The sequence below is a fragment of the Plantibacter sp. CFBP 8798 genome (assembly GCF_014841195.1).
Lineage (GTDB): Bacteria > Actinomycetota > Actinomycetes > Actinomycetales > Microbacteriaceae > Plantibacter > Plantibacter auratus.
In genome coordinates this window covers 504,103-517,853 of record NZ_JACYTS010000001.1, presented here as the reverse complement: position 1 = coordinate 517,853, position 13,751 = coordinate 504,103, and the positions used below count along the sequence as shown (strand labels likewise).

11 protein-coding genes and 1 pseudogene are annotated in these 13,751 nt (G+C 69.8%); 2 read left to right on the top strand and 10 right to left on the bottom strand.

Translation table 11 applies throughout. From position 1 onward, the window contains the following. The first annotated feature begins 103 nt into the window (after positions 1–103). Entirely contained in the window at positions 104–1,999 is a 1,896-nt protein-coding gene (locus tag IFU30_RS02410; protein WP_192004177.1) for an FAD-binding monooxygenase, read from the top strand. Between the two features lie 3 nt (positions 2,000–2,002). Here the strand turns inward: IFU30_RS02410 and IFU30_RS02405 are convergent, their stop codons facing one another. After that, a complete protein-coding gene (locus IFU30_RS02405) occupies positions 2,003–3,049 on the bottom strand; it encodes an NAD(P)-dependent alcohol dehydrogenase (protein WP_192004176.1) in 1,047 nt (348 codons plus the stop codon). A gap of 45 nt (positions 3,050–3,094) precedes the next feature. On the opposite strand from IFU30_RS02405, the pseudogene IFU30_RS20225 reads away from it, so the two are divergent. Continuing rightward, a pseudogene (locus tag IFU30_RS20225) lies at positions 3,095–3,583 on the top strand (TetR family transcriptional regulator); the annotation flags it as partial. 3 nt (positions 3,584–3,586) lie between these two features. Here the strand turns inward: IFU30_RS20225 and IFU30_RS02395 are convergent. From IFU30_RS02395 to IFU30_RS02355, 9 genes are all read right to left on the bottom strand, one after another. Next, positions 3,587–4,942, bottom strand: coding sequence for an acyltransferase family protein (locus tag IFU30_RS02395; RefSeq protein ID WP_192004175.1), 1,356 nt, complete (start codon positions 4,940–4,942; stop codon positions 3,587–3,589). 118 nt (positions 4,943–5,060) lie between these two features. After that, the gene (locus IFU30_RS02390) at positions 5,061–5,729 is read right to left on the bottom strand and encodes a response regulator (protein ID WP_192004174.1); all 669 of its coding nucleotides are present in this window, start codon (positions 5,727–5,729) and stop codon (positions 5,061–5,063) included. Further along, on the bottom strand, positions 5,726–6,973 hold the full coding sequence (locus tag IFU30_RS02385) for a sensor histidine kinase (RefSeq protein ID WP_249404624.1): 1,248 nt from the start codon (positions 6,971–6,973) through the stop codon (positions 5,726–5,728). The genes IFU30_RS02390 and IFU30_RS02385 overlap by 4 nt, the downstream gene beginning before the upstream one ends. Positions 6,974–6,978: 5 nt before the next feature. Next, positions 6,979–7,659, bottom strand: a complete 681-nt coding sequence (locus tag IFU30_RS02380; protein WP_192004172.1) for a DedA family protein — start codon at positions 7,657–7,659, stop codon at positions 6,979–6,981. A 112-nt stretch (positions 7,660–7,771) separates the two neighbouring features. After that, positions 7,772–9,091 carry an ammonium transporter gene (locus tag IFU30_RS02375; RefSeq protein WP_192004171.1) on the bottom strand — a complete coding sequence of 440 codons (1,320 nt, stop codon included), beginning with the start codon at positions 9,089–9,091 and terminating at the stop codon, positions 7,772–7,774. A gap of 167 nt (positions 9,092–9,258) precedes the next feature. After that, complete coding sequence (locus IFU30_RS02370; RefSeq protein WP_192004170.1) at positions 9,259–9,996, bottom strand: TetR/AcrR family transcriptional regulator; 738 nt, start codon at positions 9,994–9,996, stop codon at positions 9,259–9,261. A 58-nt stretch (positions 9,997–10,054) separates the two neighbouring features. Continuing rightward, positions 10,055–11,062 carry an alpha/beta fold hydrolase gene (locus tag IFU30_RS02365; RefSeq protein ID WP_197977362.1) on the bottom strand — a complete coding sequence of 336 codons (1,008 nt, stop codon included), beginning with the start codon at positions 11,060–11,062 and terminating at the stop codon, positions 10,055–10,057. Between the two features lie 5 nt (positions 11,063–11,067). Further along, positions 11,068–12,429 carry a type III glutamate--ammonia ligase gene (glnT, locus tag IFU30_RS02360; RefSeq protein ID WP_192004169.1) on the bottom strand — a complete coding sequence of 454 codons (1,362 nt, stop codon included), beginning with the start codon at positions 12,427–12,429 and terminating at the stop codon, positions 11,068–11,070. A 192-nt stretch (positions 12,430–12,621) separates the two neighbouring features. Then, the gene (locus IFU30_RS02355) at positions 12,622–13,668 is read right to left on the bottom strand and encodes an NAD(P)-dependent alcohol dehydrogenase (RefSeq protein ID WP_192004168.1); all 1,047 of its coding nucleotides are present in this window, start codon (positions 13,666–13,668) and stop codon (positions 12,622–12,624) included. Positions 13,669–13,751: the final 83 nt, after the last annotated feature.

Below are 13,751 nucleotides of genomic sequence, written 5' to 3'. Positions count from 1 at the left end.
GCGAACGGTCTTCCACCATTCGCCGGTGCAGGGTAGTGTCTGCCGTGCGATAAGCGAACACCGTGTTCCATTATCGAATTCTTGACGATGAAGTGAGGAATCGATGCAGTTCCACCACCACGGCTATGTCTCCGGTGATCCGCGGGTCCTGCCCGCAGCGGGCGCCGGCGTCGCCCGGCCCGATGACCTCCCGGAGGAGATGGACGTCCTCATCGTCGGCAGCGGGCCGGCCGGCATGATCGCCGCCGCCCAGCTGTCCCGGTTCCCGACGATCACCACGCGGATCGTGGAGCGCCGACCGGGACGCCTCGCGATCGGCCAGGCGGACGGTATCCAGGCGCGCAGCGTCGAGACCTTCGACGCCTTCGGCTTCGCCGAGCGCATCACCGCCGAGGCGTATCGCATCACCGAGATGGCGTTCTGGCAGCCCGACGCCGAGGACCCAGGTCGGATCGTCCGCGGCGCCCGACCTCTCGACGACACCACCGGCGTCAGCGAGTACCCGCACCTCATCGTGAACCAGGCCCGCGTGCTCGACTACTTCGCCGAGTACATGGCGAACGCCCCGACCCGGATGCGCCCCGACTACGGGTGGGCGTTCCAGGGACTCGAGATCGACGACGACGCGGAGTACCCGGTCGCGGTCACGCTGCTGGACACGAGCGACGAGTCCTCCGGCGAGACCAGGACCGTCCGCGCGAAGTACGTCATCGGGGCCGACGGCGCCCGGAGTGCCGTCCGCCAGGCGATCGGCTGCACCTTGGCCGGCGACCAGGCGAACCACGCGTGGGGCGTCATGGACGCCCTCGCGGTCACCGACTTCCCCGACATCCGCACGAAGTGCGCCATCCAGTCGGGTTCCGGCGGCAGCATCCTGCTCATCCCCCGCGAGGGCGGGCACCTGTTCCGCATGTACGTCGATCTCGGCGAGGTGCCGTCGGGCGGCAGCGAGGCCGTGCGGTCGACCTCGATCGAGCAGATCATCGACCACGCGAACACCATCCTGAGCCCCTATCGGCTCGACGTGAAGCACGTCGCCTGGCACAGCGTCTACGAGGTCGGCCATCGCCTGACGGACCGCTTCGACGACGTCCCGCTCGACGAACTCGGCACGCGCACGCCGCGCGTCTTCATCACCGGCGACGCCTGCCACACCCACAGCGCGAAGGCCGGGCAGGGGATGAACGTGTCGATGCAGGACGGCTTCAACCTGGCGTGGAAGCTCGGCCACGTGCTCGAGGGTCGCAGCCCGGAGAGCCTGCTGGCGACGTACTCGGCCGAGCGTCAGGTCGTGGCCCGGGAGCTCATCGACTTCGACCGTGAGTGGTCGAGCCTCATGGCCAAGCGGCCGGAGGAGTTCGACGACCCCTCCGAGCTCGCCGACTTCTACGTGCGGACGGCGGAGTTCCCGGCGGGCTTCATGACCGAGTACACCCCGTCGGCCATCGTCGGCGAGGCGACCCACCAGCACCTCGCGAGCGGCTTCCCGATCGGGAAGCGGTTCAAGTCCGCCCTCACTTCGCGCGTCGCGGACGCCAACCACATCCATCTCGGACACCACGCCACGGCCGACGGGCGCTGGCGGATCTACGTCTTCGCGGATGCCGCTTCGCCAGCGTCGGGCCGATCGGCGGAGCTCGCCGCCTGGCTGCAGGACGCACCGGAGTCGCCGCTCCGCGCGGTGCCTGACGGCGTGCGGGCCGACGACTGGTTCGATGTGAAGATCGTCTACCAGCAGCGCCACACGGACATCGACCTCGGCACCGTTCCGCCGGCGTTCCTGCCGCGCGTCGGCCCGTTCGACCTCATCGACTACGAGAAGGTCTACGCCCGCCATCCCGACGTCGACATCTTCGCCGAGCGCGGCGTCGACCGCGCGGGTGCCGTCGTCGTCGTGCGGCCGGACCAGTACGTCGCCCACGTGCTCCCACTCACGGCCACCCCGGAGCTCGCGGCGTTCTTCGACGGCGCGATGGGACGGCAGACGACGCACTCCTGATCGTCAGGCGAGCTCGGCGTCGATGTCGGCGAGGTCCAGGACGAAGCGGTACCGGACGTCGTTGCGGGCGAGCCGGTCGAGCGCCACGTCCACGTCCGCCGCCGGGACGAGCTCGACGTCGGCCGTCACACCGTGAGCGCCGCAGAAGTCCAGCAGGTCCTGCGTCCACCGGTGACCGCCACTGCCCGACGATGTCAGTCGCTTCCGGCCGAGGAGCAGGTCCATCGTCTGGATGGAGATCGGTCCGAGGTAGCCGAGCGAGCACAGGGTCCCGTCGAGGTCGAGGACGCGGAGGTACGGTGTGAGGTCGTGCTCCACGGAGACCGTGTCGATGACGAGGTCGAGACTGCCGGCCGCTGCGGCCATCGCCTCGGGGTCGGTCGAGACCACGACCCGGGACGCGCCGAGCCGCAGTGCGTCGGTCGCCTTGCCCTCGGAGGTGGTGAAGACCGTGACGTCGGCGCCGAGCGCGTGGCCGAGTCGGACGGCGAGGTGCCCCAGACCGCCGAGGCCGACGACGCCGAGCCGCGTCCCCTCCCCCACGCCGTTGGTGCGGAGCGGCTCCCAGACGGTGATGCCCGCGCACATCAGGGGTGCCACACCCGCCGGATCCAGGGAGGCCGGGCGGTGATAGACGAAGCTGTCGCGGACGACATAGCGCCCGGAGTAGCCGCCGAGCGTCGTGCTCCCGTCGATGCGGTCCCGGCCACCGTAGGTGAGGGTCGGGAACTCCAAGCAGGAGTTCTCCTGGCTGCGCAGACACATGGTGCAGGTACCGCACGAGTCGACGATGTTGCCGACGGCGACGGCATCGCCGGGGGCGAAGGACGTCACCTCGGAGCCGACGGCGACGACCTCCCCGACGAACTCGTGTCCGGGCACGAGTCCGGCCGCGGGTCCCGCGGAGGCGAGGGCGTGCAGGTCGCTGTGGCAGACGCCGCAGTGCGTGACCCGTACGTCGACATCGTCCGGGCGGAGGTCGCGGCGGTCGATGACGGTCGGTCGAAGGGAGCGGGGAGCAGCGGTGGACATGAGGGCGGTTGTGCGCATGGGCTGATACTACCTACTAGTTGGTAGTGTCGCTACACTGGATCGATGACCACCGCGGAACAGACTCGCCAGCGCATCCTCGACGCCGCGACCGAGGAGTTCGCCACCCACGGCATCGCTGGCGCACGGGTGGACCGCATCGCCAAGCGCTCCGGCATGAGCAAGCCGATGATCTACGCCTACTACGGCGCGAAGGACCAGCTGTTCGACGCCGTCTTCCACGCCCACGTCATCGCGAACGGCGACCGCGTACCGTTCACCGCCGCCGAGCTCCCCGAGTACGCGGCCCGGCTCTACGACGACTACCTCGCCGATCCGGCGCTCGCCCGCCTGGTGCTGTGGAAGCGGCTCGAGCGCGAGAGCACCGGCTACCTGTACCCCAGCCTCGAAGACCACGACGTCCGCCACATCCGGGACATCGAGGCGGAGCAACGAGCGGGGTCGATCCGCCCCGACCTCGACCCGGCGGACATCTGGTCGCTGCTCATCTCGACCGCCGCGACGTGGGCACAGGCGTCGATGACAGTCGTCGCGACCTCAGCGGACGCACCCGAGGTCCACCAGCGTCGGCGCACGGCACTGGCCGCGACGATCCGCGCCGGCCTCTGCGCTCAGGACGAGCGCGGCGAGGATCAGCACCACGGCGAGCGCCGCGGTCAGCACCGTCGTACCGATCACGAGGAGCGCCACGATCGCACCCAGCCCCAGTAGGACGGCGATCACGAGTCGGCGTCGTGCACCGGTCGCGACCGGACTCGGAACCGCCTCGACGCGGGCGAACACCGTCGCGACCAGCGCGGTCAGCGTCAGCGCGAGCACCAGCCAGAGTGGCCGCCCGAGCCACCATCCGAGGCTGTCCGGTGCCGGAAGCGCGATGCCGGTCGTCAGTGCGAACAGGGCCGACGCCCCGGCCATCGCCAGCAGCACCGGCATGTGCCAGAGGTAGATCGTCATGGCCCGCGTGGTGAGGAAGGCCGTCACCGCCGCGACCCTGGGCCGCCGGCTGAGCCTCGTGAGCCGGTCCCGCAGGAGCGACAGCAGTGCCGTGTGCGCGACGCCGACGAGCAGGAGCGCCGCGGTGGGCGGGTTGATGTTCGCGATGAGGTCATTCGAGTACACGCCGGTCCACCAGGTGACCACGAGGACGACGACCGCCCCGACACCGGCGAGCGCCCGGACACGCCGGCTGAGCGCGCCGATCGAGCCGTCCGCCAGGAAGAACCCGAGTTGCTGGAGCACGGTCCAGACGAGGACGAGGTTGAGGAATCCGAGGGCGTCGACGCCGGTGGCAGCGCGCAGGACGTCGACCAGCACGGCGGCCGCGGCGAGCGACACGATCGACCGGAGCGGTGCGCGCTCGTGGGCGGCGGCGAGTGCGGGCAGCAGTGCCTGGCAGAGCAGGAAGACGCCGAGGAACCAGAGGGGCTGGCAGAACCGGAAGCCTGCCATGGCGACGAGGTCGGCGGGGACACCGGCCAGAGTCAGCATCGCGAGTGCGGCTCCCACACAGCCGATGGTCACGACCGCGGGGAGCAACAGGCGGTGCAGCCGTGCCGCGACGAACGCCGAGGCCGGAACCCCTCGCGATCGCTGCCGACGGAAGGCGATCAACCCCGCGAACCCGCCGATGACGAAGAACAGCGGCATGACCTGCAGGACCCAGCTGAGCGGCGCGATCCACGCCGTGCCGTCGCTCGCGTTCTCGAACACCGGGCCGGCGGAGGTCACCGTCACGCCGACCATCATCGCGTGCAGGACGACGACCCCGACGATGCAGCAGGCACGCACGAGGTCGATGCCCGTGTCGCGGACGCTCGAGGCGACGATTGCGGATGCGAGTGCGGGTCTGGGCCCCGATTCGGCGAGCTGCGGTGGGGTGTGGGTGATGGCCATGACGGTCCTCCTCGGTGATGTCCGAGGAGGTTATGAACGCGGTACCGAAGGGCACATCACCCGGCGGTGTCGTCGCGCCCCGTACCCAGGGGTGAGGCGCCGACGCGCGGAGTCCGGGTCAGGACGGGGCGACGAGTCCGGCGTCGTAGGCGAAGATCACGGCCTGCACGCGGTCGCGCGCGCCGACCTTCGCGAGGACCTTGCCGACATGGGTCTTCACGGTCTGCTCCGCGATGAACAGGGTCGCGGCGATCTCGCTGTTCGACCGCCCATGGCCGATGAGGACGAGCACCTCTCGCTCGCGCTCGGTGAGCTCCGCCAGCCGCGCGGCGCCATGCGAGGCGCGGGGCTTCTGCGCGGCGAACTGCGCGATCATCCGTCGGGTCACGCTCGGGGCGAGCAGGGCGTCGCCCGCCGCCACGACCCGCACGGCGTGGACCAGGTCCTCGGGAAGGGCGTCTTTGAGCAGGAAGCCACTCGCGCCGGCCTGCAGCGCGTCGTAGACGTAGTCGTCGATGTCGAAGGTGGTGAGCATGATGATCCGTGGGACTTTCGCCGCGGGGTAGGACGGCCCGAGGATGCGCTTGGTCGCCTCGATCCCGTCGAGCTCGGGCATACGGACGTCCATGAGGATCACGTCGGGGTCGAGTCGCGCGGAGAGTTTCACGGCCTCGGCGCCGTTCGCGGCCTGACCGGTCACCCGGATGCCCTCGTGGGCGTCGAGGAGGGCACCGAACCCGGCGCGGACCATGGCCTGGTCGTCGGCGATGAGGACGTCGATGGTCACGGGCGATCCTTCGTGGAGACGGGTCGGGAGGGGGACGAGGGTGTCGACGTCCGTGGCTCGGACGACACGGCGACCGGCAACGTGGCGACGACGAGCCAGCCGCCCTCACCGTCCGGCCCAGCGCTCAAGCCGCCGCCGAGGAGTTCCGCGCGCTCCAGCATGCCACGCAGGCCGTGTCCGGCTCCGTGTTCACCAGCCGACCGGGACGCTCCGTTGTGGATGCGCAGGTGCACCGCGGCGTCGTCGACCCGGACGTCCACGGCGACCGGTGCGCCGGGCGCGTGCCGTACCGCGTTGCTCATGCCCTCCTGGACGATGCGGAAGACGGCGATCTGCACAGACGGCGGGACCTCGGCGCCGTCGGTGTCGGTCACCTGGAGGGTGATGTCGGCGCCCACCCGGCGCAGGCTCTCCGCGAGCGCCGGGAGATCGGCGATGCCCTGCTGCGGCGTCAACTCGGCCACCTGATCCTCGGTCCGCAGGACGCCGAGCAGGCGACGCATCTCCACGAGCGACGCCCGGGCGGTCGCTGCGATGTCGTCGAACTCCGCCGTGGCTTCGTCCGCGAGGCCGGGCACCCGGTACTTGGCGGTCGAGGCCTGCACCTGGATCACGGACATGCTGTGTGCGACGACGTCGTGCAGCTCGCGGGCGATCCGCGTGCGCTCCTCGACGAGCAGCCGCCGCGACTGCTCGGTGGCCGAGACCTGGCGCTCCCGGTTGAGCTCCTCGCCGATGCGCACGCGCCCGGAGACGAGGAGCGCGACGAGGAACGCCACGGCGGCGATGGAGGACGCGACGATGAGGTCGGCGGCCATGGCGGTCGGGTCGGCGGCGGACGGCACGAGCAGCGCTGCGACGAGCGAGCCGGCGATGTTCACGAGCAGGGTGATGAGCCCCGGCAACCAGCCGTGCAGGAAGGTGACGGCCCCGACGAGGACGGCGAACGCGATGAGCGCGGGTACGGACCACGGCCACGGCCAGACCGGGTCGTGATCGGCCGAGGCGATGAGCGGGAGCACGAACGCGGCGGCGGCGAACAGCGCGATCGCGACGCGCGGAAGGACCACGGAGAGGACAGGTCCCCCGCAGATCGCGGCTCCGAGGAGGAACGACGCCGGGAGCACGGTGCCGTAGAGGAGGCTCTGGATCGGCACGAGGACACTGAGCAGGACAACTCCGACGCCCGCGAGGACGATGAGGATGACGGTCCGGCGGGTGATGCCGGGCGTCGTGCGATCCATGGTCGTCATTCTCCCACCAGCACCAGGACGGGGTGGTCGTCCGCCTCCGCCTCTTCGGTCCCACTCGCCCCGGCAGCGGCCTCCGAGCGCTCGCGACGACGACGACGCGCCGCTGCGACCCGGTCGACGACGAGACCGAGGACGAGCGCCACGGCGACCCCGATGACGGAGCTGAGGAACGGCTGGTCCTCGAAGAGCTTCCCGGCCACGACGCCGATGAGCGCGCTGTAGGCGGCCCAGGTCACGCCACCGATGACGCTCAGGGGCAGGAAACGACGCCACGGGTACCGGAGGGCACCCGCCGACATGTTGACGGCGACCCGTCCGACGGGGATGTAGCGCGCACCCAGGATGAGCGGCGCGCCCCGCCGGCCGAGGGTCCGCCCGGCCCGGTCGAAGGCCGCGGCGATGGGCGGACGCCGCATCCAGGCGAAGCGGGTCGTGCCGACGCCACGGCCGATGAGGTAGGCGAGGTTGTCGCCGATCGCCGCCCCCACCGCCGCGACCGCGCAGAGCAGCAGGAGGTTCGACCCACCGGTCGAGACGGCGACCGCCGCGGCGGCGACGAGCACCGTCTCGCTGGGGATCGGCGGGAAGAAGCCGTCGATCACGGCCGCTGCGAACATCACCAGGTAGAGCCATGGTGAGGTCACGGCGCCGAGGATGAGTTCGTTGATGACGTCCATGCTCCGACGCTACGAAGCGGACGGACGCCGGGCATCACCCTGGGGTATCGACCACCCCCTACCGCGGTGGTGTCCTCGGCAGGGGATGGTCGACCGCGGGGGCCGTCCGGGACTACTCGACGACGGCCGGGACCTTCGGCTCGGCGTGCCCGCGCGGGGCGAGCGCCTCGTGCGTGCTGATCTCGTACGCGTTCTCCGCGTGGAGGGCGACGTCGAGCCCCTGCGCCTCGGTCTCGGCCGACACCCGGATGCCCATCGTCTTGTCGAGGACCTTGGCGAGCACCCAGGTGATGGTGAAGGTGTAGGCGAAGACGGCCACGATCGCGAGCGCCTGCTTGCCGAGGAGGAGGAAGCCGCCGCCCGCGAGGAGTCCCTCGCCGCCGCTGGGCGCGAGCGGCACCGCGAGGACACCGATGAGGAGACCCCCGACGACGCCGCCGACGAAGTGGAGGGCGGTGACATCGAGGGCGTCGTCGAAGCCGAGGCGGACCTTGAGGCTGACGGCGAAGTAGCAGACGACCGCGGCGGCGGCGCCGATCGCGAGGGAACCGAGCGGGGTGACCGCGCCGCAGGAGGGCGTGATGGCGACGAGTGCGGCGATCGCACCCGAGCAGGCGCCCAGCGTGGTCGGGTGACCGTCCCGCAGCTTCTCGACGACGAGCCAGACGATGACGCCGGCGCAGGTGGCGGCGACGGTGTTGAAGACCGCGACGGCGGCGTTGTTGTCGGCCGCACCGAGGGCGCTGCCGTCGAAGCCGATCCAACCGACGAAGAGGAGTCCGGCGCCGAGCAGGGTGAGCGGGAGGCTGTGCGCCTTGGGCTGCGACGGGAAGCCGTTGCGCTTCCCGAGGACGATGGCCAGCGCGAGGGCGGCGACCCCGGAGTTGACGTGGATCGCGGTGCTGCCCGCGTAATCGATCGAGCCGATGGTGTTGGCGAGCCACCCGCCCTGCACGCTGCCGTCGGCCGAGTCGAAGGCGAAGACCCAGTGCGCGACCGGGAAGTAGACGAGCGTCGACCAGACACCGGCAAAGACCATCCACGCGCCGAACTTCATCCGACCGGCGGCCGCTCCCGCGACGATCCCGATCGTGAGACCGGCGAACATCAGGTGGAGTGCGGCGAGCGCCAGCGGCGGCAGCGTGCTCCCCTCCGGCGCGACGAGTAGTTGGCCGAGGCCCGGGTACTCGGTGGGGTCGCCGACGAGCCCGAGGCCGCCGAGGCTGTCACCGAAGACCATCGAGTAGCCGAAGGCCACCCAGAGGATCCCGACGAGACAGAACGACGCGAAGATCATCATCATCATGTTCATGGTGACGCGGCGGCTGACCATCCCGCCGTAGAACATGGCCAGGCCGGGCAGCATGAGCGCCACGGCCACCACCGCCGTCAGGAGCCATGCCGTGTTGCCCGCGATTGCAGCCGTGTCCATCCGGACCTCCAGGGTTCGCGCGGGATCCGAAACGGACGACCGCATTTTCAATAGGTCATCCAATTGTCACGACGACCGGTTTCAATGCAGTATCGAATCCGTTTCGTGTTCGTTACGGGATCAGCGGAGCGGGCACCCTCCAGCGGTCACGACGCGCCATCGGCAGATCAGCTGGCCGCAAGGTCGAGCGCGAGCGCAGCCCGCTCGAGGTCGGCGAGCGCAGCGCGGTCGACCAACAGGCTGTGGAGGGTGGCGGAGGCGGTGCGCCGCGCGAAGGCCCGGATGCGGTCCGTCTCGCTCGCACCCTCGGCGGCCTCGACCGGCGGGTACTGCGCGGCGATGTCGCCGGAGCCATAGCGGTAGGCCTTCTGCATGCCCTCGTTGGCGTGGAGTGCGGCCGCTGCCGCCCACTCCGGCGTCTCGCTGCCGCCGAGCACGAGGGTCCCCTGCTCGACGCCGTCGCGGATGAGTCCGGCGACGAATGTGAACAGCGTGCGGTAGTCGTCCCAGAACGACGCGAGGTCGTCGGGATGCTCCGCCGCGAGCCGCTCGATCTCGTTGTAGTCGAAGGGCGCCTCGCAGATCGCGACGCCGTCCTCGTAGAGGACGCGGTAGAGCTTCGCGGGAACGCCAGCCTCGATCGGACCGAGGGCCTCCGCGGCGCCGACCGACTGGCGGTTCGAGGCGGCGGTCGCCCGCAGCACCTCGCGCTTGTTCGCGAACCAGTAGTAGAGCGAGGACTGCTTCATCCCGCACGCCTCGGCCAGCATCGTCATACTCGTGCGCTCGTACCCGCGCTCGGCGAACAGCCTGGTCGCGACCTGGATGATCTCCTCACGAGGATCCTCCGCGGCGATGCCGCTCGCGCGAGGACGACCGGGCGATGCTCCTGTGCGGCCGGCCATCGATCACCACTCCCTGCTCGCGGACACCTCCGCCAATCCTACGGGCGGGCACAGCAGCTCACCTCTCGCCCAGCAGCTCGCGCAGCGCGGCCTCGATCACGGCCGTCTCGGCGGCACGCACGCCAGGCCGCCCCGCCACATGGCCGAGGTCGGACTCGATCACCCGCACCTCGCTCCGAGGCATCATCGCCGACTCCAGGACGTTGTCCTCGACGGTGAAGTAGAGGTCGGTCGACGACGGCATGACGAGGCTCCGCGCGCGCACTCCGCCGAGCGCCGCGGCCAAGCCACCCTTGACCCCTCGCCCGGGATCCGCCCGCTGCCAGGTGCGCAGCATCGCGAGCAGGTCGTTCGCGTCCCACCGCTCGTGGTCGGCCGCCCAGTCCTCGAGGAGGTCTGCGACGTCGGCGTACCCGAGCTCACGGTAGGTGCCGTCGCGGAAGAACGCCTGCGAGTAGGCCCACCCGGCATACACCGTCCCGAATGCGCGGAGTCCGGCCCGCGGCGGTGTCGTGTAGCGGCCGCCGTCGAAGGCCGGATCCGCCCGGAGCGCCGCCTCGACCCCCGCCAGGAAGACCGCGTTGTGCGGCGAACACCGCGCGGCACCGGCGACGGGGAGGAATGCATCGACGAACTCCGGATGCCGCACCGCCCACTCGTACGCCTGCAACGCACCCATCGACCAACCGGCGACCAACCGCCAGCGACGGACCCCGAGGTGTTCGGCGAGCTGCCGCTGCGCACGCACGTTGTCTCCGATCGAGACCTCGGGGAATGCGGCACCGCGCACCGCGCGCACCTCCTCAGCCGCGTTCGACGGCGAGGTCGAGACGCCGTTGCCGAACAGGTTGACCGAGACGATGAACCAACGTTCCGGGTCGAGCGCCCGGCCCGGCCCGATCCACGGCTCGTAGCTCGCGTGCGTCCCGGTGTAGTAGCTCGGGAGCAGGACGGCGTTGTCGCCGTCGGCGTTCAGCGCGCCCTGCGTCGTGTACGCGAGCCGCGCCTCCGGGAGGTCCGCGCCGGACTCCAGCGCGAACCTCCCGAGGTCGAAGACCTGGTGCATCGGGATCAGAAGAACTTCAGGTAGCGGGCGGTCTCCCAGTCCGACACGTGCGCCTGGTACTCGTTCCACTCCTGGCGCTTGTAGTCGATGAACGCGTCGTACATCGCCTCACCGAATACCGACCGCGACAGGGAGTCGGTGGCGAACTCGTCGACCGCTTCACCGAGGCTGCGGGGCAGCATGCCGATGCCGAGCTGCGCCACCTCCGCCTCGGTGTAGTCGTACATGTTCTCGGTGTGCGGCGCTCCCGGGTCGAGGTCCTCACGGATACCCTCGAGGCCCGCGGCCAGGATGAGCGCCGCCCCGAGATACGGGTTGCAGCTGATGTCGGCCGCCCGGCACTCCACGCGCCCGCCCTGGAGCGGCACGCGGAGCATGTTCGTCCGGTTGTTGTTGCCGTAGCTCACGAACACCGGAGCCCAGGTGGAGCCCGACATGCTGCCCTGACGCACGAGGCGCTTGTAGCTGTTGACCGTCGGCGCGATGACCGCAGAGAGCGCCGGCGCGTGCTTGAGGACACCGGCGATGAACTTGTAGCCGAGCTCCGAGATGCCGCAACCACGTGGGTCGTCGTCCGTCTCGAAGAGGTTCTCGCCGGTCTCGATGTCGGCGAGCGACATGTTGAAGTGCGCACCGGAACCACTGCGGTCGGCGAAGGGCTTCGGCATGAAGGTGGCGAAGTAGCCGTGCTTGCGGACGATCTCGTTCGCCATGAGGCGGAAGAACACGGCGCGGTCGGCCATGGTGAGCGCGTCGGAGTAGTTGAAGTCGATCTCGAACTGCCCCGGGGCATCCTCGTGGTCGAAGGAGTACACGCCCCAGCCCATCTCCGTCATCGCCTCGACCAGCTCGGTGAGCCAGTCCAGGTTGTCGAGCGCCGCGGTCGCCGCGTAGCAGGGCTTCGCAAGGTCGTCGCGGTCGCTGACCTCGGTCACACCCTCCGGGGTGTCCTTCAGGACGAAGAACTCGGTCTCGATCCCGAGGTTGAAGGTGAAGCCCATCTCGGCCGCCGCATCGAGCTGGCGCTTGAGGATGTTGCGGGAGGCCGCCTCGAACGGCTCGCCCTTCGTGTAGAGGTCGCTCGCGAAGAAGGCGACGTCCTTCCGCCACGGCAACTGCACGGCGCTGTCGATGTCGGGGCGAGCGGAGAGCTCCTCGTCGCTGATCGCCTGCGGGAGGCCGTCGAGCGCAGCCCCCGTGAAGAGCTCTGATCCCCCGGCCATGCGCTCGAGGTGCGACAGCGGGACGAACTTGGTCTTGATGCTGCCGTGCATGTCCACGAAGCTCGCCATCGCGTACTTGACGCCGGCCTCCTGCAGGCGGGCGCGGACGGACTCCACGGTGGTAACGGTCTCGACGACGGTCATGGGATGCTCCTCCGGTTACGTCGCTGCCCTCGCCGCGACTCATTTCGATACTGTATTGAAAGTATGCGTGGGTGGAGTTTCGATGCAGTGTCGAAAGTGTTTCCGGGGTGTGAACCCTGCGCCCAGGTGCACCGAAAACACGGAACCGGCGCCCGCCGCGAGTGCGACGGACGCCGGTTCCGGGAGTCGTGGTTACGGAACGATGACCGCACGCCCGCGGATCGTGCCCGCGTGCAGGTCCTCGTAGGCCTTCGGGGCGTCGTCGAGCGAGTACGGCTGCACCTCGACGTCGACCTTGCCCGCCTTCGCGAGCTCGAAGACCTCGATGAGCTCGCTCCGCGAACCCCAGTACGGCACCCGGACGGCGGCGTCGTAGGCGATCGATCCGAAGCCGATGGTCGCCGATCCGCCGCCGATGCCGACGATCGTCACGTCGGCCTCCATGGCGGCGACCGCGGTGGCCGTGGCGATCGTCGGGTTGGCGCCGACGAAGTCGAACACCGCGTCGACCCCGACCCCGCCGGTCAGCTCGCGGATCTTGCCCGCGGCCGACTCGTCGCTGATGAGCGTGACGTCGGCGCCGACGTGCTTCGCCAGCTCGAGCTTCTCGTCGCTCACATCGAGGACGATGACCGTCGCTCCGGAGAGCGCCTTAAGCATCTGGATGCCGACGTGACCGAGACCACCGGATCCGATGACGACGGCGAAGGTGCCGGCACCGAGCTTCGGCAGGCTGCGCTTGATCGCGTGGTACGGCGTGAGGCCGGCATCGGTGAGGGACACGTTCTTCACGGGGTCGAGGTCGCCGATCGGCACGAGGTGGCGGACGTCGTCGACGATCATGTACTCGGCCATGGAACCCTGCGCGCCGAGCCCAGGAGGACGGATGCCCTCGGCGGCGGCGTTCGTGCAGTAGTTCTCCTTGCCCTGGGAGCAGTTGAGGCAGTGACCACAGCCCCACGGTCCGTAGACGGCGACCGCGTCACCGATCTGCAGGCCGGTCTCGACACCCTCACCGAACGACTCGATGATGCCGGCACCCTCGTGACCGAGCGTGAGCGGCAGCGGGTACTGCTGCTCCAGGTAGTCCTGCTCCGGCAGGCTCATGACGTAGTCGTCCGAGTGGCAGACACCGGCAGCGGTGACCTTCAGCAGGATCTCACCCGACCCCGGTGTCGGCTTCTCGATCTCGACGACCTCGGGGGCCGAGCCGATCTTCGTGTACCGCAGTGCCTTCATGGTGAGACATCCTCCTCGAGCGTCGGAACCGCACGCCGCAGTCGCTCACTAAGCGACGTGTGTCAGATAAGTCTGACCGTTCC